The organism is Ruminococcus difficilis (assembly GCF_016680995.1).
Genome location: NZ_JAEQMG010000117.1, coordinates 72138 through 97217, shown reverse-complemented (window position 1 = coordinate 97217; position 25080 = coordinate 72138). Strand labels below are relative to the sequence as shown.

Sequence of the window (25080 nt, the reverse complement as noted above, 5' to 3'; positions counted from 1 at the left end):
GTCGTTTTCACTCCGTGCTCCGTGATCAAAAGTCCCAGTTCCGTCAGAACCGTATTCTCCAACTGTTCGTAAATATCGTAAACGTCCAGATAATAGTTGTAGACGGTCGTGCGGCTGACATCCGCCTTCTCCGCTATCTCATGCACCGTAATATCTCTGAGCTCCTTTTCCTGCAGAAGCTCTGCCAGTACGGTACCGATTTGCTTCTTTGTTTTCAGCGCTTTTCTGCTGACTTTGTGTTCAGTCATATTATCACCAGCCTTTTCATATTGGTAATTTTATCAAAAGCCGAATGATTATTCAAGCACATTTACAAATATCCTGCAATTTGTTTGATTTTGAACAGATCAGCCTTTAAGTGTTCAAAAGTGAACACTTTAGGGCAAGATTGATAATTGAAGCCGGCTGACTGTCATGCTATCATAGTGTTGCAATCAAATGAGAGCCCGCCAAAACCGAGCAGACTCTTCCACATACAAATACGGAAAAGAGGAGAACACATGAAAAAGAGAACCATCAAAACCAGAATCATCGCAACCGCATTATCTGTCGTTACACTTTTTTCCCTGTTCAGCGCATGTGCGACAACATCTGCTTCGGCACTTGAGATCGACTACAAAGGGATTATCAAAGAAGCAGCGTCCAACGGCGCAGAAAAAGCGATCGACGCTGTCACCGAAGAAGGCATCGTTAACACGGTGCTCAAAAAAGGCGTCAACTTTCTTCTCGGCTTGCTTTTCGACGAAGACGACAACTCTCCCACCATCCAGGATGTGCTTGATAAACTCGACAATCTTTCAAATAAGCTCGAGGGTTATCACGACGAAGAGATGAAAAACCTCAAGCTCATCAACTCCAACATCGACTCCAAGGACTTCCGCCTTGAAGCGGACAGCATCAGCGACGACTGTCAGGCAGCAGTCAGGAAGATCAGACAGTTCGACGCCAATATCACCACCCCCGGTGAAGGCGTGATCGACAACACCACCTATAAAACCTACAACAAGATCCTTTCCCAGTCCTCCTGCGACCTCTCCGCTCTGGAAAAGAACTTCAACAGAATGGTAGAATATATCAAAGGCGTTCGTTCCTCTACAGATTATCGCTCCGGCTACCGCGTAACCTCCGAGTACCTCATGAACAAGATCCTTGCGAATTACAAGGAGACCGCGCACGACTGGGCGACCTCTCCCGACTTTCTCGAATTCCTCAACAACGTCAACGAAGAGATCGAACTCATGGAAGCGAACGTCACGCTCGATTACTTCACCATCCTCACCCTCAACAACATGGCTTACAAGGTCAGAGAGTATGAGATCAAGAACGGCATCTACGAGGCAAACGACAATGAGCAACCCTATGCCTACTTCGAGAATTTTGCGAAAGACCTGACTGATTCTCTCTCTTCCGTCAACGATATCTACAAGAGCGTTATCGAAGAAAACAACAACAACGGCGATTTTATGCAGGCGACTTCCGAGATCCCGAACGCAGTGGGCGGCAAGAACATCAAGGGTTTCCACACGATCGCCGAAGCATGGGCGCAATCCTTTAAGGCGAGCCCTACCTACACCATCACCCTCAACGGCGACATCAAGGCAGACCCCTACAAAGGCTTCAACTACGAAGGTCTCCCCGAAGGCCAGTATGACTTCAAAAACAATGGTGGTTTCCAAATCAACTACAACAGAAACATCACCTTTGACCTCAACGGTCATACCATCGACTGTACCGCCAACAAGATGATCTTCCTCTTCGATCTGTACTATAACGCGACACTGACCATCAAGGACGGCACGATCGTCGGCGGTGCGTGTGCAGTTTGCGAAGGAAACAAAAGCAACGACGCCCTTGTTATGAAGAATGTCACGATCCGTAACACATCCTTATCACCGATCAACTTCTGGGACGACGATAGGTGGAGTACAGCACACTCCGTTACCTTAGACGGCTGCCATGTCGAAAACTGCCAGAGGATCCAGATCACTTCCTGCAACGCAAAGGTCAACGTCACCAACTCCACCTTCACCAATAACTACTCCGGCTTAACCGGCGGCGCCTTCTATCTGCCCTCTACCCAGTACCCCACCTTCGAGAACTGCACTTTCAAAGGCAACAAAGCGGCGAATGGCTGCGGCGGCGCGATCGACGCCAAAAGCGTGATCTGCAAAAACTGCAACTTTGAAAACAACACTTCCGAAGAAAACAACCAATACGGTACAAAGGGCGCCGGCGGTGCGATCGCAGCAAACGCACTCAAGCTTTATGACTGCACCTTCACCGGCAACACGACCAACGATCAGGCGGGCGCTGTTTGGTGCTGCTGCGGACAAAACTACACTCAGATCATCGAGAGATGCACCTTTGACAACAACAGCTCCAAAAACGTCGGCGGCGCGATCAGAATCGATTTGATCGACGGAAATGCTCACAGCATCAAGAACTGCACCTTCACCAACAACACCTCCGGCAGAGGCGCTGCCGTCTTGGTCGAAAACTTCTGCGGTCACTGCGATGACATCGCCTACCACTGGGGCAACAGCGGCAGCAACAACCGCAACACCACCGGTTACGACGCCAGAAAAGTAGTCCCGGAATTCGCATGGGGTCTGAGCGGAGCAAGAAGATAAGTACAACAGACCGGTACAAAAAGATAACAATATAACACCCGTCCTGTCATCACGCGACAGGGCGGGTGTTCTGCATTACAGCTCCCTTTTGATGCTGTCGATCGCGCCTTTTTCAATGCGGCTGACCTGCGCCTGGGAGATTCCGATCTCCTCGGCGACCTCGGTCTGGGTCTTTCCGCGGAAATAGCGCAAGGATAAGATCCGCTTCTCGCGGTCAGAAAGCTTTTTGAGCGCCTCCTTAAAGGCGATCTCCTCCAGCCAGTCGCGGTCGTCACTCTTGTCCCCCACCTGATCCATGACGTACACCGTATCCGTGCCGTCGGAAAAGACAGGCTCGTATAACGACACCGGCTCGACGATCGCTTCGAGCGCCAGCACGACGCTCTCCTTATCCGTATCGATCGCCGCGGCGATCTCCTCCACCGTCGGCTCACGGTTGAGTTTTACCGTCAGCTCCTCCTTCGCCTTCATTGCGTGATAGGCGGTGTCGCGCATACTGCGTGAGACCCGCACACTGCCGGAGTCGCGCAGATGCCGCCGCAGCTCGCCCATGATCATCGGCACGCCGTAGGTGGAAAAGCGCACATCCAAGCCGACGTCGAAATGATCGATCGCCTTGATCAGCCCGATGACCCCGACCTGAAAGAGATCGTCGAGGTTCTCTCCCCTGCCGGTGAAGCGTTGGATCACGCTGAGCACCAGCCGCAGATTGCCGTTGATCATCTCTTCTCTTGCCGCTTTCCGTTCTGTTGCGGTGCCGTCGCGCATTTTCAATAATAATCCGCGTTTTTGTTCTTCGTTCAATACAGGCAGCCGCGCGGTATCCACGCCGCACAGTTCGACCTTATGATACTGCAAAAAATCCCTCCGTGTCCATACTGCCTTTAGTATGGTCACGAAGGGATGATTTCATTCTGAAATATCAATAGTCATTGCGAGGACGCGTGCGTCTTTTTCTTGGCAATCTCAACCGATTCAGAAGGCTTCGGGCTTCGCGATGACGTTTTATGCATCGTCAATATTATTTTCCACAGAAGAAAAATATGCTTCAATGGGAGTATCGTTGCTCTCCACGGCGCTGAGCTTGCGGGTGATCTGTCGGGTACGCACGCCGACGAGCTTATCCAGCTCCTTGTTCGCCTGATCGAGCTTGGTCTGGGTCGCGACAAGCACGGTGTTGAAGGTCTCGAATTCCTTTTTGACCGAGCCCAAAAGGTTCCAGACCTCTGCCGATCGCTTCTGCACGGCGAGGGTCTTGAAGCCCATCTGGATCGAATTGAGCAGCGCCGCCATCGTGGACGGACCCGCGATATTCACCTTATAGTCGCGCTGTAACAGCTCGACCATGCCGCGGTTGACCACCTCGCTGTACAAGCCCTCAAAGGGCAGGAACATCACGGCGAATTCGGTGGTGTTGGGCGGGTCGATATACTTGTCGCGGATATCCTTCGCCTCGCGGCGGATGGTGTTGATCAGATTCTTTGCCGCGGCGTCGACCGCCTCCTTGGAGCCGCTGTCATACGCGTCGCGCAGTGCGGCATAGCTGTCGCCGGGGAACTTGGAGTCGATGGGCAGGTAGATGAACCCGTCATCCCGCGCGGGGAGCTTGATCGCGAATTCGACCACATCGCGCGAGCCCTTCTTGGTCGCGACGTTGGTGTCGTACTGGTCGGGGGTGAGGATCTCCTCGAGGATATTGCCGAGCTGGATCTCGCCGACGATGCCTCGGGTCTTGACGTTGGAGAGCACCTTCTTCAGATCACCGACGCCCACCGCGAGGGTCTGCATCTCGCCCAGACCCTTGTACACCTGTTCGAGGCGTTCGCTGACCATCGCGAAGCTGCGATTCATCTTCTCCTCCAGCGTCTTTTGCAGTTTTTCGTCAACGGTGGTGCGCATCTCGGTCAACTGCTTGTTGTTATCCTCGCGGATATCGCTGAGCTTTTGCTCCATCGAGCGGCGGATATTCTCGAGCTTCTGCTCATTCTCGAGCGAGAAGGTCTTTAAGCGCTCCTCAAAATGCCCGAGCTTCTCGCTTTGCGAAGCGGAAAAGCTCTGCTGGTTGGTCGCGATCATCTCGCCCATATTCTTGACCGAATTCTGGGTCGAGGTGATGACCTCGGTGCGCAGGGCGGCGATCTCGTCATTGGTATTCTTCATCGTCAGCTGCGTGCTTTTTTCGATCTCGGCGCGCAGCCGGTCGATCTCCTCACTGTTGTTATTATTCTTATTTGGAATAATAATAATCGCGGCGATCGCGGCGATCAACCCCGCCAGCGCGAGCAAACAGAGGATGATAAACTGATACATTTCCATCAAAACACCTCATCACAAGTTGTTGAGGCTATTGTATCACGGAACCCCACATATTGTCAAACGGACGCATGCGTCTTTATCTTGTCTTTTGTGCCGCGTCATCTAAATCAGAGTACGGCATCAAACGATCGCAAGTCTATGTAGGGGATGACGCTTGCGACATCCCGCAACCTTTCCGTTCAGTGTCACCCAAACGCGAAGCAGATCTATTATTCCGCAGGGATGGTCATTAAATACTTGTGCCCCTATCCGCAAAATAACGAACGTTTCTGTTAGCGAAAACAAGTGTTAGGAGAGTGATGTTTCTGCCATACGGGTCGTCATAAATGTCGACCCCTACAATTCCTTTTGCGGGTCGTCGGGGCGCCGACCCCTACATTATCGGAATATTGTTTCAATCAAACGGTTGGACTCCGGCGGCGAGTAAGTGAAACACTCGATATGTCCGCTTGTGATGAAATAATCGGGCACAGCCGGCACATGCGGCTCGCCGAAATGGTCGATGATGATCAGCTTGATCTTCATCTTCTGCGGGATGATGCTCTTGATGTACACAGCGGCGGTATCGCCGACACGCAGGTTATCCCGCAGCTCGGCAAGCCCCGCCAGATTCGGCATGAGCTCCACGAACGCGCCGTAGTTCTCGATAGAACGGATCACACCCGTCACCGTCTCCCCTACCGCGAACCGCGCGGCGTTCTCTGCCCATGTGCCCAACAGCTCCTTATGACTCAGGGTCACGCGGTTATCGGTGACGGACTTGACCACGGCATAGATATCCATCCCCACCGAAAAGCGCTCGTCGGGATGCTCGATGCGCGACACGGAGATCGCGTCGATCGGCATCAGCGCCACCAGTCCGCACCCGATATCGCAGAACGCCCCGAACGGCTCCAGATGTGTGATACGTGCCGGGATGACATCGCCGACATGCAGCCCGCCGATATATTGTCGGGCGCATTGCTGCTGTGCGTCCGCGCGGGACAGCACCGCCGTCATGCCGTTCTCCCGACGGATGAATTCCTTGATGACAAAGCACACCGCTCTGCCGACGCGCGAGATCACCGCGATATCGCGCACACTGCCCTCACGGATCCCCAGCGCCCCTTCCTCACGCGGGATCACGCCGCGCATACACGGCAGATCGACCTTCAGATTATGGTCGTGGTCGCACAATACCGCGCGCGCTTCCAGAATATCGCCGCGCTCCATCGCCGCGCGCATATTTTCATAGGAGCTCAGCGCGTTGCTGTTTTCTGCTGTATCGATTCTCTTTCCCTCCGGGAGAAATGCCGTCATGATGATCCTCCTGATACCGCCGTCTGCCAAACGCCGATCCGGCGCACGGGAACGCGGTAGTTTTTTACATGATACAATCTATGAGCGGGATATGGGAGTTATGACTTTATCATTTTTGAAATAAACGTCGCGGCGACAGCATATTTATTTTCAGTCAGGTATTGAAAAACAATGCCGTTTCGTATACAATAGAAAGGTAAGCCGACTATCATTTACCAAGAACCCGTCGGCAGAAAGGAAACAAACATGAAACGTATTATCGCAATCGTATTGACAGTATTGATGATCGCCGCCGTTACGGCAGGCTGTAACCAGAAGGTCGGCTCCGGCACTACCTCCGCAACCTCCAAGTCGGAATCCAAGTCGGAATCCAAGGCGGATACCGCGGAGACCGCGGCAAAGGACGCTAAATCCACCGAGGCACTGCTGAACATCGACGACGTACCCGCGCCCGATCTGGACAAAGCCGACGCAGAATATCAGAAGAAGGCTCCCGAACAGGGTGAAGAGGTCGCGATCCTCCACACCAACTACGGAGACATCTCCTTCAAATTCTTCCCCGAGGTCGCGCCCAAGGCGGTCAACTCCTTCAAGGCTCTCGCCAAGGATCATCGCTATGACGGCACCATCTTCCACCGCATCACCAAGCCCGAGACCAGCGGTATCGGCGTGGTACAGGGCGGCGACTACACCAACTTCAACGGCACCGGCGGCGTATCCGCGTACGGCACGGGCTTCGGCTTAGAGGTCTCAGATTATCTGAGCAACACCGAGGGCTCCGTCGCGATGGCACGCAGCCAGGATCCCAATTCCAACGGCTCTCAGTTCTACATCAACTCTACCAACAACAACAGCTTGGACGGTCAGTACACCGTATTCGCGCAGGTTTATGACGGCATGGACGTTGTCAGCACCCTCGCAAAGGTACAGACCGGTCAGAACGATAAGCCCGTCAAGGACGTCGTTCTGCAGAGCGTAGAGATCGTGGAATATTCTAAATAAGAATAATGAAACGGTTCTTACCCATTGTACTTTGTATCATTTTGATTGCCGCGCTCACAGCCTGCGGCAATAAGGAGGCAACTAACATGGTTTTATCCGGCGGCTACACCAACATCGATGAGATCCCCGCGGCGAAAACCGATATCCCCGCGGATTATCAGAAAACATCCCCCAAATCCGGCGATACCGTCGCGATCCTGCACACCAACAGGGGCGATATCAGCATGCGCTTCTTCCCCGAGGTCGCGCCGATCGCGGTCAACAACTTTATCGCGCTGGCAAAGGCGGATAAGTTCAACAACACCATCTTCCACCGTGTGATCAACAACTTTATGATCCAGGGCGGCGATTATACCAACTTCAACGGTACCGGCGGCGCGTCGGTCTACGGCAGGGAGTTCAAGCTCGAGACCAACCCCAATGTGCATAACAGCGCGGGTTCCGTCGCGATGGCGAACCGCGGTCCCGGCACAAACGGCTCGCAGTTCTACATCAATCAGGTCGACAACAACTACCTTGACGGCAGTTATACCGTTTTCGGACAGGTATACGACGGCATGGACGTCGTCAACACCATCTGCGGCGTACAGACCAATATGATGGATAAACCCCTCAACGACGTTGTCATCGACAGCATCGAGATCACAACCTACTAAGAAATGAATACTGAAAGCTTAAGATTGAAGAATGAATAATTAATGTATCTCGCTAACGCTCGGTCACTTGTTACAATCCCTCAGTCCTCGTTCGAGGACAGCTCCCTTTACCAAAGGGAGCCTTCATTGGGTGCGGGTATCCCGCCCTTCTTTATTCAATTTTCAGTTTTCAGTTTTCAATCTTCATTATTTTGTACCCTCAACCGGAGGCCTCTATGGAACGACCCGTCATCGCCATCATGTATGACTTTGATAAGACCCTGTGCACAAAGGATATGCAGGACTACGGCTTTATCCCGAGTCTCGATCTGCGCCCCGATGAATTCTGGCACAAAGCCAATGAATTCGGCTTTGGCGCGCAGATGGACGGCGTACTCGCCTATCTGTACACGATGATCGAAGAGAGCAAGCGCAAGGGGATGCCCCTCACGCGCGAGAAGCTGATCGACTGCGGCAGGAGCATCGAGCTGTATGACGGCGTCAGGGAGTGGTTCGACCGCATCAACCTCTACGGTGCGGCACAGGGCGTGCAGATCGAGCACTATGTCATCTCGTCGGGGCTCAAGGAGATCATCGAGGGCTCCGGGATCGCGGACAAGTTCACCAAGATCTTCGCCTGCGAATTCCTGTACGATGACGACGGCTGCGCGCTGTGGCCGAAAACCGCCGTCAACTACACCAACAAGACCCAGTTCGTCTACCGCATCAACAAGGGCGTGCTGGATATCGCGAACGACGTCGACCTCAACCGCTCCATGCCCGACGACTCCAAGCGCGTTCCCTTCACCAACATGATCTACATCGGCGACGGACTGAGCGATGTGCCGTGCATGAAGATGATGAAGGCATACGGCGGCTGCGCGATCGCGGTATATCAGGACAACAACAAGAGCAAGGTCGAAGAACTGCTGATGGGTGATCGCGTGGACTTCATCTTCCCCGCCGACTACACCAAAAAAGGCAGGCTCGACAAGACCGTGCACAACCTGATCAAGAAAATGGCGATCAGCGACGAGCTGGTGAAAGAAAACGCGAGACAGCTGAAAGAATTGGAATCGGAGAACGGAGAACAGAGAACGGAGAACGGTGTCGGGAAACGCTGACGCGTTTTGATAAAGATAATACTGATAGATAACAATAACGCTCATGACTCTTTGAAAAGCCATGAGCGTTGTTTTTTATTCGGTTGAGATTGCCACAGCTCTTACGAGCTTCGCCATGACAATTTATAATCGGGTGCGGGCAGCGCCCGCCATTCACTGTTAACCGTTCTCCGTTAACTGTTCACCGTTCTCATATCTTGTTGATCCTTCCCCTGTTCTTCACCGCTCTGCGGATATCGAGGATGATGATGATCAGGGTCGCGATGATGACCAGCGCCAAGATCACGCCGACAGCCCATACCGCGGCGGGGTTGACGGTCTTTTTCTCGACCTCATTGATCTCCGCGGACGCGGAACACGCTTCGACAAAGCGCTTTTGCATATAGCCGTAGATATCATCGTCGATGTTGGAGAAGGTGTAGCATTTATCGAGATATTCCTGCGGCGGGTTGATCAGCTCGCTCTCGAGCATATCTTCATCGATCAGATCCAGCGCGGCGGTGTTCGGCGTACCGTAGGTGATGTACTCCGAATTCGCGGCGGCGATCCTCGGCTCGCACATGAAGTTGATGAACAGCTCCGCGTTCTCTTTATTCTTGCAGGTCGCGGGGATGCACATCGCGTCGTTAAAGAGGTTGGAGCCTTCCTCGGGCAGACAATAATCGAGGTTCTCATTATTGAGCATCATGGTGTAGATGTCGCCCGCGTAGTAGGCGCAGATACCGCTTTGGTTGCCCTCCATCTCGGCGAACACCTGATCCATGACGTACTTTTTGAGGACGGCTTTCTGCTCGATCAGCTTTTCGGTCGCGCGGTCGATATCCTCACGCGTAAAGCTCTCGGCGCCCGGATCGATCGGCGGATCACACAGCTGCATCGCGATCGCCATCGCGTCACGCGAGTTGTTGAACATCAGGATGCCATCGTCTTTATACTTGGGATCCCACAGATCCTTGAAGCCCGTAACGGAACCCTCTTCGATCATATCGGCATTGTAGCCGATCGCGACAAAGTTCCATGAATACGGCACGCTGTACTCGTTATCGGGGTCATACGCCATATTCTTGAAGCGTTCGTCGATATATTTATAGTTCGGGATATTGCTGAAATCGATCTTGGCGAGCATCCCCTCTTCTCTGAGGCGGCTCACCATGTAATCGGACGGAAAGATGACGTCGTAGGTGGAATTGGAGTTAGTCAGGACGTTATACAGTTCTTCGTTCGTCTCAAAGTTCGTGTAATTCACCTTGATGTGATAGGTGTCCTCGAACTCCTTGATGACGTCGATGCCGCCGTCGTCACCGGGATCGACATACTCGCCCCAGTTATAGACATTGACCTCACCCTGGAATCCGGCGGATTCATTTTCTTCTTCCTCTTCTCCGTCCGCGCTTTTTGACGAACCGCACGCGGCAAACAGAAAGATGCTGCCTAACATCAGCAATACAAGAAAAATGGAAACAAGTTTCCTCATCGTACCGCCTCCTTACTCTTCCTGCGGGAAGCGAGGTTCGAGATGATCAAAATGGCGATGATCACGATGAAAAGCAGCGCTGACAGCGCGTTCGCCTTGGGATTGATGCGCTGGTGGGTCATGGTGTAGATCTGCACGGGCAGGGTCTGGAACCGTGAACCGCGGGTGAAATAGGTGATGACAAAGTCATCCAGCGAATAGGTGAAGCTGATCAGAAAGCCCGAGAAGATACCCGGCATCAGCTCATGCAGCACAACCTTGAAGAACGCCTGTACCGGCGAGCATCCGAGGTCGAGCGCCGCCTCATATAAAGCGGGATCCATCTGTCGGATACGCGGCGTGACGTTGAGGATGACATACGGCGTACAAAAGCCGATATGCGCCAGCAGTACCGTCCAGAAGCCCATCTCAAAGCCCATCATCACACCCGCGAAGGTGAACAGGAGCATCAGCGACACACCCGTGACGATCTCGGGGTTGATGATCGGGAAATTGGACACGTTCTGGATGGCGGAGCGTACACCGCCCTTGAAGTTATAGATACCGATCGCCGCCGCGGTACCGAGGATAGTCGCGATCACGGAGGCGAGTACGGCGATGATCAGCGTATTATACAGGCTGTTCATGATCTGAGCGTCGTTGAACAGCGCGGTGTACCATTTCAGCGTAAATCCCTTCCATACGCTCGTCTTGCCGTCGTTGAAGGAATAGGCGATCAGATAGATGATCGGCAGGTACAGAAACGCCATGATGATAATGAAATAGATCTTGGAACCCAGCTTTTTCATCCTGCGACCGCCTCCTTATCTCCGAATCGGTTCATCACGACAAGGAAGCCGAGGATGACGATCATCAATACCACGGCGATCGCCGAGCCGGTGTTGTGGTCGCTCTGGAACACGCGCTCGATGACGTCACCGATCATGAACTGGGTACCGCCCAGATACTGCGCGACAAGGAAGGTCGACGCGGTGGGGACGAATACCATCGTCACGCCGGAGATGACGCCCGGCACGGACAGCGGAAAGATGACCTTGGTGAATACATGAAAGCCGTTGCAGCCGAGATCCTGAGCCGCCTCGATCAGCGAGGGGTCGATCTTGGTCATCACGGCATGGATGGGCAGGATCATGAACGGCAAAAACTCATAGACCATGCCGACGATCACCGCGCCGGAGTTGCCGATCAGGGTAACATCGACGCCGAAGAGGTTCAATAGCATATCGAGAGGGCCGTAGTTTTGCAGGATCAAAACCCATGCGTAGATACGCAGCAGGAAATTCATCCACATCGGCACCATCAACAGCATGATGATCGTGCTTTGGGTACGCTGAGAGCACCGCGAAACGGAATACGCCAGCGGATATGCCAACACCAGACAGATTACGGTGGAGATCAGCGCGATCCCCAAGGAGTACAGGAACACTTCACTGTAGACGGAAGCGTTCTTGAACGGCTCCAGAGAGAATTGACCGCGTTCATCGGTAAACGCGAAGTAGATCACCATCAGCAGCGGGACGATGGTGAATACCAGCATCCAGCCGAGATACGGGATAGCGGGGCGTTTTGACTTCATCGGCTTACACCTCGCTGATCTCGGCTTTGCCGAAATCGAAACACAGCGGCACATAGGTGGCGACCTGCTCGTCGATATCGCTCTGCATGATCCACTTGCGCTCGTCGGACTCGAGGATGATCTCGTTGTGCTCACCCTTCCAGATGACCGACTCGATATAGACCTCGTCAAGATGACCTACGCCGTCGCCCGCGATATACAGCGCCTCGGGCGGCAGGACGATCTTGATCTTCTTTCCTTCCTCAAAGTAGGCGTCGGGGATGGTGACCTCAACGCCTTCGAGGAGGATGGTAGTGGTATTATTTTCTTTATCGGAATAATAAACATCCGTAATGATATCATTCGTGGGGTTGAGGAACATCTTCTCCATGATATGGATGTTGTACGGATCGATACGCATACCGATCGTATCCCCCACCTTCTGCGCGACGGTGGAGTGGATCAGCCACAGGCAGTTGTTGCACTTGACGCTGATCTCGAAGTGTACGCCCTTGAAGATGACGTTCTCGACAACGCCGTTGAGCTTTGCCTGATCGGGCGCTGTTACCTCGACGTCCTCGGGACGGATAACAACGTCCACGGGCTGGTTCTTCTCAAAGCCCTTGTCCACGCAGTCGAGGTCGACGCCGAGCAGACGAACCTTGCAGTCCTCGAGCATGATGCCGTTGATGATATTCGCCTCACCGATAAAGTCGGCGACAAAGGCGTTGGCGGGCTCATTATAGATGTCCTCAGGCGTGCCGACCTGGGCGATCACGCCGTTGTTCATCACGCAGACACGATCGCTCATGGTCAGCGCTTCTTCCTGATCATGGGTGACGTAAACAAAGGTCTTTTGGGTTTTTTGCTGAAGCTGTTTGAGCTCGATCTGCATATCCTTTCTCAGTTTCAAGTCAAGTGCGCCGAGCGGCTCGTCCAACAGGACGACCTTGGGGTCGCACACCAGAGCGCGCGCGATCGCGACACGCTGCTGCTGACCGCCCGAGAGCGATCGGACAGGGCGCTTCTCATAGCCCTTGAGGTCGACCACAGCGAGCATATGCTTCACCGTTTTCTCGATCTCGGATTTCGGCATTTTCTTGAGTTTTAAGCCAAAAGCGACGTTGTCATACACGTTCAGATGCGGGAACAGCGCGTATTTCTGGAACACGGTGTTGACACTGCGCTTATGGGGCGGGACATCGTTGACCTTATCACCCTCAAAATACACCTCACCGCTCTGGGGCGTTTCAAAGCCCGCGATGATGCGCAGGGTGGTCGTCTTACCGCAGCCGGACGGTCCGAGTAGGGTAATGAACTCCTTGTCATAGATGTCGAGGCTGATATTGTTCAATATCACCTCATTGGAATACTTGAAATTGATATCCTTCAAGGATACGACAGAATTTTGCTTCAACTATCTAACCTCCTTGGTTTAGAACCGCCGCGGCGGTTTTTCCGATCTTCTCCTCCGATACCTTTCATTGCGAAGCCCGAAGCCGTAAGGTGCACCGAAGGTGCAGGCTGTGGCAATCTCCCGGTAACAGATGATGTTTGGCGCAAAGGAAAGGATGCTGCGCGACTTTGTGGGATTGCCACGGTCGCAAGCTCCCTCGCAATGACACCGATCAAAAAACGCTCTCGTCAGCTCTACCGCTTTTACGCTTTACTGCATTATAACAGCATAAACATACAGTAAACCATTATATATGTCTGACCGCGCTTTGTCAACAAATCTCCGTGAAAAATTGACTAAAATAATCGACTTTTTTTCTCAGATATATAGAATCATGCTATATTGACTTTTCGGGGGAATCAGCTATAATAAAGATGACTATGTAAGTCCAAGAAATGGCATATTCTGCCTTTATCCAAATGTCTTTTTACATAGGCAAAGGAGAATGATAATGTTCCAGATCTTTAAAGAACATCAGGGCTTCGGCAAGCAGATCATGCTGCTCGCCAAAAATGAGCTCATCAAAAAATACAAGGGCGCGGTCATCGGACCCCTCTGGTCGGTGGTAAAGCCCCTGTTCACCCTGTTTGTGTACTGGTTCGCGTTTGAGGTCGGTCTCAAAAGCGCCGGTAACGTCAAGGTCATCTTCCCCGAGCTGGGCAAGGCGGGCGGTACCTTTGAGTACAGCCGTTTCCTGTTCATGCTGATCGGCTTCATCCCCTGGTTCTTCATCAATGAAAGTATCGTCCAGGGCGCGAAGTCCATCCGTGAGAACCGCCAGTTCGTCAACAAGGTCAGCTTCCCCGTATCCACCATCATGACCTACACCTCGGTCGCGAGACTCTATGTCCACATCTTCCTTTTGGGCTTGATGTACCTGTACATCACCTTCATCGGCGGCACCTACAAGATCCCCGGCATGGAAGAAGCGGTCACGGGCGGCATCACCCCGAGCATCTATAATCTGCAGATCCTCTTCTATATGCCGCTGATGTTTATTTTCTTCCTCGTGCTGTCATGGTCGACGGCGCCGATGTCGGCGTTCTCCCGCGACTTTGAGAACATGATCGTATCCGTCATGTCCGGTATCTTCTGGCTGTCGGGTATCATCTACGACTCCTACCTGCTGGTCGGCAAGGAGCTGCCCTCTGACTTTATCCGTCACGCGATGCTGCTCAATCCGATCAACTTCTTCGCCAACGGCTACCGCAACTGCTTCCTCTATCACCGCTGGTTCTGGGATTATAAAACCGAGCTGTTTGTTTTTCTTGCCGAGCTGCTGCTCGTCTTTGCGCTGGGTATCTTCAACTACAACCGCCTGCGCAAGAGACTGCCCGACGTACTGTAAGGAGGGATAAGCATGTCAGAAGCGATTATCTCTTTCAAGAACGTATCCAAGGAATATACCTTATATAAAAACGATCAGGAGCGTTTTCGCGCCCTGTTCTTCAAGCCCCGCAACGCCAAGATCAACAAAGCGCTCAAGAACGTCACCTTCGACGTCAGGCGCGGCGAGAGTATCGGTATCATCGGCGATAACGGCGCGGGCAAATCCACCATCCTCAAGATGATCACCGGCGTTGCCTTCCCCAGTGAGGGCGAGGTACAGGTCAACGGTAAGGTCGCGGCGCTGCTCGAGCTGACCGCGGGCTTCTCCACCGAAATGACCGGCAGAGAGAATATCTACCTCAAAGGCTACATCCTCGGTTTGAAGGACGCGTATATCCGCGAGATCGAGGAGAGGATCATCGAATTCGCTCAGCTGGGCGACTATATCGATCAGCCTGTCCGTACCTACTCCAGCGGTATGAAAATGCGTCTGGGCTTTGCGATCAACGTCAACATCGACCCCGACATCCTCGTCGTCGACGAGGCGTTGTCTGTCGGTGACGCGAGCTTCAAGCGCAAGTGTAAGGACAAGATCAACGATATCATCGAGAGTGGGACCACGGTGCTCTACGTCAGCCATAACCCCGAGTCGGTCACCGAGATCTGTGACCGCGCGCTGTATCTGAAAAAGGGCGAGCTGATGTATGACGGCAACGTCAAAGAAGCGTATGCCATGTACACCAAGGTAAAGGAAGAAGAAAAGAAGAAGAAAGCCGCCGAGAAGAAAAAGAAGGACGCCGCGAAAAAGGCTGCCGCGGCAAAAGAAGCAGAGAAAAAGGCTGAAACAAAATAAAGCATTAGCACAACATTTGTAGGGCGGGGGCTGTGCTCCCGCCGTAACATTTCCACCAAACGCCACCCACCGCAGAGCAAATCCATTTTCCGTAGGGATGGTCATCGACCATCCGTAGAATGACGGGCGTTTCTGTTTATCGAAAACCTTAGATAGGAATACAACTCTTCTACCACACGGACGAGCATTGCTCGTCCCTACGTCGAGATTTGATTTGCTTCGCATTTGAACGGCATCTTATGCGCCATACCCTATTATTTATCATACTTTCTATCTTTCGAGGCTGCTATGATCGACAGTGTAATCAAAAACGAGATAACCATGAGCGCGGCGTACATCGAGCGCAAAGGGCTGTATCAGGACGGCGTTTGTATCGTCGGCTCTCACCCTGTCGCACATTATCTCAGCAAGACAACCGAAGCTCTGGGCGGTGAAGTACCTCTGTTTTCCTCTGTTACGAACGTACAGGGGAATTTTTCGCGTTTATGGTATGTCATTGAGGCGGAGAATTACAGCGCGGATGAGCTTGACGCCGCCATCCGGTCGGCGGAACAACAACAAGCGGAGTTCCTTTGTATTATTCTTTTACCGAATATTAAACAGAATTCCGTCATCCAGAAATACGCCGAGATGGAGCTGTTCACCGCGATGGGCGATGTGCTCGATCCGCTGAGAAAACAGCTCAGCGGTCATCGGAATGTCCGCGCAATTTTCCTTGACAGAATTTTCGGCGGTGAATTCGACTGCTTCAACCTCGCCGCGATCTCCCGTGAAGCGCAGGAAAACAACACCATCCGTCTCACGCAGTCGATGGCGAACCGCTACGCCTCCGCCCTGTACATCTCCGACGCGATCGACGCGGTGTTCACCGTCAGCCGCTACGGCAAGGCGGGCAACGTCTATAACGCATCGTCCTTCTACCTCAGCGAGTATCAGCTGATGAGCGAGATCTACAGCATGCTCGCGCGTCACGGGGTAAAGCTGACCGTCACCGGAGAACCATCCGAGCCGATCTACGGCGCGCTCTCCAACGGCAAGCTCCGCTCACTGGGCTATGAGAACGTCTGCGATTTCTCCGACGCCCTGCGCTACACCCTGCTGCATCATCTGGAGCGCTTCAGCATCCAGACCGACCGCATCCATGACGGCTACAGCGGCAAGCTGAACACTCTGCGCGTTATCGAAAAAGACATGCTGCGTGAGATCGACCGCATCTGCCGCAAGCATGACATCAAATATTTCATCAGCTATGGCACTATGCTCGGCGCGGTGCGCCACGGCGGATTCATCCCGTGGGATGACGATGTGGACGTCGCCATGCTGCGCAGTGAGTTTGAAAAGTTCCGTCAAATTGCTCCAAAAGAATTAAACGAGCATTTCAGCTATGAAAGCCATGTGAACAACAACGGCTATCACTACTTTTTTGACAGGCTCACGGCGAAGGACACCTACTTTGCCTCCAAATATTCCGACGACTACGAAATGCACAAGGGCATCTCGATCGACATCTTTGTTGTCGACAATGTCCCTGCCGACCCGAAGGCGGCTTACCGCTTCTGGAAGGGTCTGATGCGCCGCCGCATGATCATGAACGTGCGCTGGAAGAATACCGCGAGGAAAGGCAAGGCATATCTGCTCAGTAAGCTCCTGCTGCCCTTCCTGCGGCTGAGAAGCATGGACAGCTACTCGCGCTCCTATGAAAAGGCGGTGCGCAAATACGAGCACAATGACACGGGCTGGGTCATGCCCGCCTCATCCGATCACAAATACCGCGGCACTTTCCCCGTCGAGACCTTCAGCGAGGTCATCCCCTACCGCTTTGATGATGTAGACACCTTCATCCCGGTCGGGTACAAGGACTTCCTCAAAGCGTGGTATACGGACAACTACATGGAGATGCTCCCGCTGAGTCAGCAAAACCCCTTCCACGATTATTATCGGCTGGATCTGGGCACGCATATACAGGAAGACGCCGAGCCGCGGTTCGATTATATGGGAGAATTGAAATAAATAATAGGCTCCCTTTCCTAAGGGAGCTGTCGCAAAGCGACTGAGGGTTGAAACGTGAGTTGATATATCTCATTTATGAAGATTAGCTCTGTTCGGCAACCCTCCGCCCTTCGGGCACCTCCCTTAGAAAAGGGAGGCAAATAAAGGAGGATACATTATGATATTCGCAGTTATCTTGGCGGGCGGTACAGGCTCGCGCATGGGCTCCACCGATATGCCCAAGCAGTTCTTGGAGATCAAGGGCAAGCCCATCCTCAATCACACCATCGAAAAATTCCTGCCGAACCCGCAGTTTGAGAAGATCATCGTCCTCTCCCCCAAGGCGTGGATCGGCCACACCAAGGAGCTTGTCCGCAAGCATACCGGCAAAAACGACAAGATCGCGGTCATAGAGGGCGGCGCGACCCGCAACGAGACCATCATGAACGCGATCAACTATATCGACAGGGAATACGGTCTTGACGATGATACCGTGATCGTCACCCACGACAGTGTGCGACCGTTCGTCACGCATAGGATCATCGATGAGAATATAAAAACAGCTCTCAGCTGCGGCGCGTGCGACACCGTCATCCCCGCCACCGACACCATCGTAGAGGGCGACGGCGACGCGATCACCGCGATCCCCGACCGCCGCAGGATGTATCAGGGTCAGACGCCCCAGAGCTTCAAGGCGAAGCTGTTGCGCGACTCCTACAACAGCCTGACCGACGACGAGAAAGAGATCCTCACCGACGCGGCGAAGATCCTCGTCATGAAGGGCATCAAAGTCAAATTGGTACAGGGCGAGACGTTCAACATCAAGATCACCTATCCCTATGATTTGAAGATCGCACGGTCTCTTTTAGATGAGGAAACAGAATGATCAACACAGTATACCGCCTGTGCGCACCGCGCAGATTTGAAATCGCGTTCAGCGACCTTGACGTCACACAGGGCGTGATCGTACGCCCGACCCACCTCTCGATCTGTAACGCCGACCAGCGCTACTATCAGGGCACGCGCGACATCAAGGTGCTCAAAGAAAAATTGCCCATGGCGCTGATCCACGAAGGGATCGGTCAGGTCGTCTATGACAGCACCGACAGCTTTCAGCCGGGCGACCGCGTCGTCATGGTGCCTAATATCCCCTGCGAAGAGGACGAGGTAATCGCCGAAAACTACCTCAGATCGAGCAAATTCTGCGGCAGCTCCTCCGACGGCTTCATGCAGGAATACTATCAGCTCACCCCCGACCGTCTGGTCAAGCTCCCCGAGAGCGTCGATTTGGACGTCGCCGCGTTCACCGAGCTGGTATCTGTCAGCGTACACGCGATCACGCGCTTCAAGTCGGTCGCTCATAACCGCCGCGAGATCGTCGGTGTGTGGGGTGACGGCAACCTCGCCTATATCACCTCACTCCTGCTCAAAAAGATGCTCCCGCACAGCGAGATCCACGTGTTCGGCATCAACCGCGAGAAGCTCTCTGACTTTTCCTTTGCCGACGGTACCCACCTGACCACCGATATCCCCGAGGGACTGGCGCTTGACCATGCCTTTGAATGTGTCGGCGGCAACGGTTCTCCCATCGCGATCGAGCAGATCATCGGCGTCATCCGCCCCGAGGGCACGATCTCGATCCTCGGCGTAAGCGAATATCCCGTGCCGATCAATACGCGCATGATCCTCGAAAAGGGTCTGCGGCTCTTCGGCACCAGCCGATCGGGCAGGATCGATTTTCAGCGCACGGTCGAGCTGTACCGCGAATACCCCGAGATCCCGATCCACCTGAGCCGTCTGGTCGGCAATATCGTGGAGATCAACAAATACGCCGATATCAAAGAGGCGTTCGAGGTCGATATCAAAAAGGCGTTCGGCAAGACTATTATGCACTGGAATATATAAAAAGGCTCCCTTTCCTAAGGAGATTCCCCTGTTAGGGGAAATGTCCGCAAAGCGGACAAAAGGGTCTGCTGCCTCCGCTGAGGAGGGCTGTCAGCAAAGCTGACTGAGGGTTTATCAAATCAATCATAAAAGCACAGAATCATGTCGAGTAGGGTACGGCGCTTGCGACGTACCACATATCTGAAACGTATATTTCCTATCTAATGTTTTTTGATCAATATAACGCCCGTCATTCTCGGTACGTCATAAATGCCGTACCCTACAGAGAAACCACCTGCCATACATATAGTCGTTTCACCAAACTTTTCGGGAGGGGCTTGCTCCTTCCCTACATACCCTTGTGGGCCATCGGACACGCGTGTCCAAGCCCCTCCCCTACGCAAATAACAAAAGCTCACTATGAACAAACCGTTCACAGTGAGCTTTTTTATATCATATTCGATCAATACATGCCGCCCATGTCGGGTGCCGCGGGAGCTGCGGCGGGAGCCGGCTCCTTGATGTCCGCGACAAGGCTTTCGGTGGTCAGAACCATCGAAGCGACGGAAGCCGCGTTCTGCAAAGCAGAACGAGTGACCTTGGTCGGATCAACGATACCGGCGGAGATCATGTCGGTGTACTCCTCTTCCAGCGCGTTAAAGCCGTAGCCAACCTTATCCTCGCGGCGGATGTTCTCAACGATAACGGAGCCTTCCAGACCCGCGTTCTTCGCGATCTGCTTGATCGGCGCCTCGAGCGCGCGCAGAACGATCTGCACACCGGTCTTGGTGTCGCCTGTGGTGGTGTCGAGCAGCTTTGCGACAGCGGGGATCGCGTTGATCAGCGCTACGCCGCCGCCCGCAACGATGCCTTCCTCAACAGCCGCCTTGGTAGCGGAGAGAGCATCCTCGATGCGCATCTTCTTTTCTTTCATCTCGATCTCGGTAGAAGCGCCGACCTTGATGACCGCTACGCCGCCTGCGAGCTTCGCCAGACGCTCCTGCAGCTTCTCACGATCAAAGTCAGAGGTGGTATTCTCGATCTGCTGACGGATCTGGTTGACACGGTTCTTGATTTCGTTCTGGTCGCCCTGACCGTCAACGATGATGGTATCTTCCTTGGTGATCTTGACCTGACGCGCACGACCGAGCTGGTCAATAGTAGCGTCCTTGAGCTCCAGACCGAGGTCAGAGGTGATGACGGTACCGCCGGTCAGGATTGCGATATCCTGCAGCATTTCCTTGCGTCTGTCGCCGAAGCCGGGCGCCTTGACAGCGACCGCGGTGAAGGTGCCGCGCAGCTTGTTGAGTACCAGCGTAGTGAGCGCCTCGCCCTCAACATCCTCAGCGATGATAACGAGCTTTCTGCCGGACTGCACGATCTGCTCGAGCAGGGGCAGGATCTCCTGTGTATTGGAGATCTTCTTATCGGTGATCAGGATGAGCGCGTCGTCGATCTCAGCGACCATCTTGTCGGTGTCGGTGACCATGTAGGGAGCGATATAACCGCGGTCGAACATCATACCCTCGACGACCTCGGAATAGGTCTCGGCGGTCTTGCTCTCTTCAACCGTGATAACGCCGTCGGTGGAGACCTTCTCCATCGCCTCGGCGATCAGCTTGCCGATGTATTCATCCGCGGAAGAAATGGTGGCGACACGCGCGATATCATCGGTGCCGGAGATCGCCTTGGAGTTCTCGGTGATCGCCTTGACAGCCTCATCGACCGCCATGCTGATGCCCTTCTTGAGCACCATGGGGTTCGCGCCCGCGGCAACATTCTTCATGCCCTCGTTGACGAGTGCCTGAGCGAGCAGGGTCGCGGTGGTGGTACCGTCGCCCGCTACATCGTTGGTCTTGACGGAAACTTCCTTGACGAGCTGTGCGCCCATATTCTCAAACGCGTCCTCGAGCTCGATCTCCTTGGCGATAGTCACGCCGTCGTTGGTGATGAGCGGAGCGCCGAATTTTTTATCCAATACAACGTTGCGGCCCTTGGGACCTAATGTGATCTTGACGGTATCGGCGAGCTGGTCGATACCGGACTGGAGCGCCTTGCGGGCGTCCTCACCGTATACGATTTGTTTAGCCATAATTCATTTACCTCCCAATTATTCTACAATAGCGAGAATGTCGCTCTGGCGAACGATGGTGTAATCCTCGCCGTCGACCTTGACGTCGGTGCCGGCGTACTTGGAAGCGATCACCTTGTCGCCTACCTTGATGGTCATCTTGACCTCGTTGCCGTCGACAACACCGCCGGGGCCTACCGCGACAACATTCGCGAACTGGGGCTTCTCCTGAGCGGCAGTGGACAGAACGATGCCGGAAGCAGTGGTCTCCTCCGCGTCGTCGAGCTTGAGAACTACCTTATCGAGTAAGGGTTTGATGGTCATATCTATTCCTCCTTCAATGAATACAAAAAGTTGTTGCAAAGTCTTTATGACTTCTGCAAGCGCAACCGAACATCGGTTGTTTAGCACTCTTTATCCCCGAGTGCTAAATCTATTGTAAACCATAAATAGGAAAAAATCAAGGGGGTTTTTGCGATTTCATAAAAAGTTAATAATTCGGTTGAGATCGCCGCTTCTTTGGCTTGACCGGCTCCCCGCAATGACAAAAACACCGCCTGATCAACAGACGGTGTCGTGTTCTTCGTTATTCTGCTTTTGATTCGGCAGCCTCATCCGCCTTTGTGGCGGCGGGAGCCGGCTTTGTCTCAGCAGGCGGCTCGGTAGGCTTAGTCCACATCTCGACCTCACCGAGCGCGGTAGCCGGGATCTCGATGCCGAGCTTATCCCTGATCTCAGCGTTCACCATATTGGTGCAGTCGTGCTTATACGCGACAGGCAGGGTGGATGTCTTGACATGCTCAAACAGGATGTCATGTACCATGTCGGCTGCCTTTCTGCCGATGGACTCATAACTGATCACACTGGTAGCCAGCGCGCCCTGCGCGAGGATCGTTTCATCACCGCAGAAAATGGGGATCTTGTTCTCATGGGAGAAGGTGATGAGCGTATCGATATTCGCGTATAGGAACTTGTCGACCGGAACATAGATGGTCTCGGTTTTGGCTTCCTTGATCTTATCCAGAGCGCTGTCGAGCGAATCCTTGTCATCGATCGTGTACTGTGTACAGGTCAAGCCGATGTTCTCCGCCTCACGCGCGGCGACGATACCCTGTTCGACCGCGTCGGGATCGGTACCGCTGTACAGCGAGGCAACGGTCTTTGCCTTCGGCATCAGCGTTTTGATCAGGTCGATCTGCTCAAAGCAGGGCGTGTAGCTCGACACACCGGTGACGTTACCGCCGGGCACCTCGTTGCTGTCGACCAGTCCGATCACGTCGGGGCTGTTGACAGCCGCGAACACGACGGGCTTATCCTTCGTCAGCTCAGCCGCGGTCTCGGAGGCAAAGCGTCCGATGGTATACAGCAGATCACAGCCGCCGTCGAGCAGCTCCTTGATCTTGGTGCGGCAGACTTCCTCGTTATCCTCTACGACATAGGTGACCTCGATATTGCCCAGCAGGTTGCGCTCATCCATCTCGAGCATAAAGCCGCTGTAGCAATCCTTACTGGCGCTGCCCAGACCTGTCTGGACGATGCCGACCTTGTAATGATCACTGTAGATCGTTTCGGCGACCTGAGCGCCGGACACAACGGAATCATTGGTCGATATACTGTTATCTTTTTCGTTCTTGCTCTTAACAGCCATTCTGACAGCGAGGAAAGCAACGCCCGCGATCACAATAACCAATAAGATACTCAGCAAAACAATAGGAATACGTTTCTTCATGCAAGCCTCCTTATACGAATCTGAAAAGATTGTATGGCGGCAAAATCGCCGCGGTAAAAGTGCTTAACTATTCTGTTTATTATACCGTATTCTCAAATAAAAGTCAAATTCACGGATTATATTTCTAATATAGAATTATTTGTAATATTGATACACCTGACATTTCAGCGTGCCGTTATAGAGCTTGCGACGCTTATCGGCGACTCTGCCGAAGAGCTGCTCGAACCTATCGTCCGGAGAGATGATCGTATAGGAATGGAACGGCTTTTGGCTGAACTTCTCCCCCATCGCCCTATACAGATCGCGCGCCTGTTCGATATCGAGCAGCCGCTCACCGTAGGGCGGGTTGGTGATCACGCTCACCCGCTCAAAGCTGTCGGTATAATCACGGAAATCACGCTTCTCAAAGCGGATCCTGTCGCTGACTCTCCCAAGCTCCGCATTATGCCGCGCCAGCTCCAGAGAAGCGTCGTCGATATCATATCCGTAGCCCATGAACGCCGCGTCATCGCGTTCTTCCTCGCGCGCACGCTGACGCTCGCTTTCGATGACGGCGGGATCGATCTGGGACCACGCCTCAAAGGCAAATTCACGGTCGACGCCCGGCATGATGTTCAGCGCTTTGCGGGCGGCTTCGATGACGATCGTACCGCTGCCGCAGAACGGATCGACCACGATATGATCCTTTCGCACGCGGGCGAGCTCGACCATCGCGGCGGCGAGGGTCTCCTTCATCGGCGCGTCATTCGACAAAGCGCGGTAGCCGCGTTTGTTCAGCGCCGCGCCGGTCGTGTCGAGATAGACGCTGACACGGTTCTTGAAGATGCGGAACTGGATCTGATGCACGCCGCCGTCCTCCTCGAACCACGAGGTGTGATAGCGCTCCTTGAGCTTTTCGACGACCGCCTTTTTGATGATCTTCTGGCAGGCGGGGATGGAGTTGAGCTCCGAGCTCAGGCTGCTGCCCTTGACGGGGAACGCGTCGCGCTCGCCGATATAGCGGCTCCAATCAGCCGCCTTGACCCCCTCAAAAAGGGTATCAAAATCCCGCGCGTCAAACTCAGCCATCAGGATGAACACCCTCGCGCAAAGGCTCGAGCAGAGATTGGCGCGCACCAGGGTGCTTTCATCGCCCGAAAACAGCACCTTGCCGTTTTCGGCACGGACGTCGGATATTCCTTTGAATTTCAGATCGTTGGCGGCAAGCCCTTCCAGCCCCAGCAGACAGGGCGCGACAAACTGCATAGCATCATCCTCCTCTTATCAAGTCCATTATAACACGGAAACTGCCTTTCGGCAACGAAGAATCTTGTAGGGCGTGGGTTCGATGAAATCGTAGGGTACGGCGGACACACGTATCCAAATGCCGTACCGCAGCGGAACGTTAGGTAACAAATCCTAACGATCGAGGATACGAAGCATTTCCGTAGGGACGAGCAATGCTCGTCCGCATGACAGAAACGTTTCGATCCTATCTTTTGCTTTCGATCAATGAATCGTCCGTCATCCTCGGTACGTCATAAATGCCGTACCCTACGGAGTAGTTGATCTGCTTCGCATATTCCATCCATTTATCGGAAAGGTTGCGGGAGGAGCAAGCCCCTCCCCTACGATAAACGTTATATAACGAAAGCGGACAGCAGAAACGCTGTCCGCTCGTACAAGGGAAGAATCTAACGGAGCTTCTCCCCTGTCTTTCGATCAGTTAAGATCAGACGTTCTCGTTCTGATCCC

The 25080-nt window shown here is 53.5% G+C and carries 20 protein-coding genes and 1 pseudogene; 9 read left to right on the top strand and 12 right to left on the bottom strand.

The features are described from left to right. The coding region (locus JKK62_RS11265; RefSeq protein WP_201427994.1) for a TetR/AcrR family transcriptional regulator at nt 1-248 on the bottom strand (248 nt) is incomplete at its 3' end. Nucleotides 249-500: 252 nt separating this feature from the next. Between JKK62_RS11265 and JKK62_RS11260 the strand changes: the two genes are divergently transcribed. Next, nucleotides 501-2630, top strand: coding sequence for a right-handed parallel beta-helix repeat-containing protein (locus tag JKK62_RS11260; protein WP_201427993.1), 2130 nt, complete (start codon nt 501-503; stop codon nt 2628-2630). A gap of 75 nt (nt 2631-2705) precedes the next feature. Here JKK62_RS11260 and sigG read toward each other — a convergent pair whose 3' ends face one another. The 3 genes from sigG to JKK62_RS11245 all read right to left on the bottom strand — a co-directional run bounded on the left by sigG (nt 2706) and on the right by JKK62_RS11245 (nt 6245). Next, on the bottom strand, nt 2706-3488 hold the full coding sequence (gene sigG, locus JKK62_RS11255) for an RNA polymerase sporulation sigma factor SigG (protein ID WP_201427992.1): 783 nt from the start codon (nt 3486-3488) through the stop codon (nt 2706-2708). A gap of 147 nt (nt 3489-3635) precedes the next feature. Next, nucleotides 3636-4940, bottom strand: a complete 1305-nt coding sequence (locus JKK62_RS11250) for a DNA recombination protein RmuC (RefSeq protein WP_436286311.1) — start codon at nt 4938-4940, stop codon at nt 3636-3638. A 384-nt stretch (nt 4941-5324) separates the two neighbouring features. Beyond that, the gene (locus JKK62_RS11245; protein WP_201427990.1) at nt 5325-6245 is read right to left on the bottom strand and encodes a S1 RNA-binding domain-containing protein; all 921 of its coding nucleotides are present in this window, start codon (nt 6243-6245) and stop codon (nt 5325-5327) included. Between the two features lie 246 nt (nt 6246-6491). Between JKK62_RS11245 and JKK62_RS11240 the strand changes: the two genes are divergently transcribed. From JKK62_RS11240 to JKK62_RS11230, 3 genes are all read left to right on the top strand, one after another. Then, on the top strand, nt 6492-7247 hold the full coding sequence (locus tag JKK62_RS11240) for a peptidylprolyl isomerase (RefSeq protein WP_201427989.1): 756 nt from the start codon (nt 6492-6494) through the stop codon (nt 7245-7247). An 86-nt stretch (nt 7248-7333) separates the two neighbouring features. Next, on the top strand, nt 7334-7903 hold the full coding sequence (locus JKK62_RS11235; RefSeq protein ID WP_201427988.1) for a peptidylprolyl isomerase: 570 nt from the start codon (nt 7334-7336) through the stop codon (nt 7901-7903). A 215-nt stretch (nt 7904-8118) separates the two neighbouring features. Beyond that, a complete protein-coding gene (locus JKK62_RS11230; RefSeq protein WP_201427987.1) occupies nt 8119-9006 on the top strand; it encodes an HAD family hydrolase in 888 nt (295 codons plus the stop codon). A gap of 190 nt (nt 9007-9196) precedes the next feature. Here the strand turns inward: JKK62_RS11230 and JKK62_RS11225 are convergent, their stop codons facing one another. The 4 genes and pseudogenes from JKK62_RS11225 to JKK62_RS11210 form a co-directional block, all read right to left on the bottom strand. Continuing rightward, nucleotides 9197-10480 (bottom strand): ABC transporter substrate-binding protein, encoded by a 1284-nt coding sequence (locus tag JKK62_RS11225; RefSeq protein ID WP_201427986.1) that lies wholly within the window; start codon nt 10478-10480, stop codon nt 9197-9199. Further along, on the bottom strand, nt 10477-11268 hold the full coding sequence (locus tag JKK62_RS11220) for an ABC transporter permease (protein ID WP_201427985.1): 792 nt from the start codon (nt 11266-11268) through the stop codon (nt 10477-10479). The genes JKK62_RS11225 and JKK62_RS11220 overlap by 4 nt, the downstream gene beginning before the upstream one ends. Beyond that, nucleotides 11265-12056: an ABC transporter permease gene (locus JKK62_RS11215; protein WP_201427984.1), complete on the bottom strand. Its 792-nt coding sequence runs from the start codon at nt 12054-12056 to the stop codon at nt 11265-11267. The genes JKK62_RS11220 and JKK62_RS11215 overlap by 4 nt, the downstream gene beginning before the upstream one ends. 361 nt (nt 12057-12417) lie before the next feature. Next, nucleotides 12418-13452 (bottom strand): annotated as a pseudogene (locus JKK62_RS11210) (ABC transporter ATP-binding protein); the annotation flags it as partial. Between the two features lie 490 nt (nt 13453-13942). On the opposite strand from JKK62_RS11210, the gene JKK62_RS11205 reads away from it, so the two are divergent. From JKK62_RS11205 to JKK62_RS11185, 5 genes are all read left to right on the top strand, one after another. Further along, nucleotides 13943-14839: an ABC transporter permease gene (locus JKK62_RS11205; RefSeq protein ID WP_201427982.1), complete on the top strand. Its 897-nt coding sequence runs from the start codon at nt 13943-13945 to the stop codon at nt 14837-14839. Nucleotides 14840-14851: 12 nt separating this feature from the next. Further along, nucleotides 14852-15673 carry an ABC transporter ATP-binding protein gene (locus tag JKK62_RS11200; protein ID WP_201427981.1) on the top strand — a complete coding sequence of 274 codons (822 nt, stop codon included), beginning with the start codon at nt 14852-14854 and terminating at the stop codon, nt 15671-15673. Between the two features lie 288 nt (nt 15674-15961). Further along, nucleotides 15962-17683, top strand: a complete 1722-nt coding sequence (locus JKK62_RS11195; RefSeq protein ID WP_201427980.1) for a LicD family protein — start codon at nt 15962-15964, stop codon at nt 17681-17683. Nucleotides 17684-17840: 157 nt separating this feature from the next. After that, nucleotides 17841-18548 carry a 2-C-methyl-D-erythritol 4-phosphate cytidylyltransferase gene (ispD, locus tag JKK62_RS11190; RefSeq protein ID WP_201427979.1) on the top strand — a complete coding sequence of 236 codons (708 nt, stop codon included), beginning with the start codon at nt 17841-17843 and terminating at the stop codon, nt 18546-18548. Continuing rightward, nucleotides 18545-19567 (top strand): alcohol dehydrogenase catalytic domain-containing protein, encoded by a 1023-nt coding sequence (locus JKK62_RS11185; RefSeq protein WP_201427978.1) that lies wholly within the window; start codon nt 18545-18547, stop codon nt 19565-19567. Before ispD ends, JKK62_RS11185 begins: the two co-directional genes overlap by 4 nt. A gap of 442 nt (nt 19568-20009) precedes the next feature. On the opposite strand, the gene groL is transcribed toward JKK62_RS11185, so the two are convergent. The 4 genes from groL to JKK62_RS11165 form a co-directional block, all read right to left on the bottom strand. After that, nucleotides 20010-21638 carry a chaperonin GroEL gene (gene groL / locus JKK62_RS11180; protein ID WP_201427977.1) on the bottom strand — a complete coding sequence of 543 codons (1629 nt, stop codon included), beginning with the start codon at nt 21636-21638 and terminating at the stop codon, nt 20010-20012. 18 nt (nt 21639-21656) lie between these two features. Then, nucleotides 21657-21941, bottom strand: a complete 285-nt coding sequence (locus JKK62_RS11175; RefSeq protein ID WP_201427976.1) for a co-chaperone GroES — start codon at nt 21939-21941, stop codon at nt 21657-21659. A 262-nt stretch (nt 21942-22203) separates the two neighbouring features. Continuing rightward, nucleotides 22204-23346 (bottom strand): ABC transporter substrate-binding protein, encoded by a 1143-nt coding sequence (locus tag JKK62_RS11170; protein WP_201427975.1) that lies wholly within the window; start codon nt 23344-23346, stop codon nt 22204-22206. A gap of 135 nt (nt 23347-23481) precedes the next feature. Then, on the bottom strand, nt 23482-24591 hold the full coding sequence (locus JKK62_RS11165) for a THUMP domain-containing class I SAM-dependent RNA methyltransferase (protein WP_201427974.1): 1110 nt from the start codon (nt 24589-24591) through the stop codon (nt 23482-23484). Between the last annotated feature and the right edge of the window lie 489 nt (nt 24592-25080).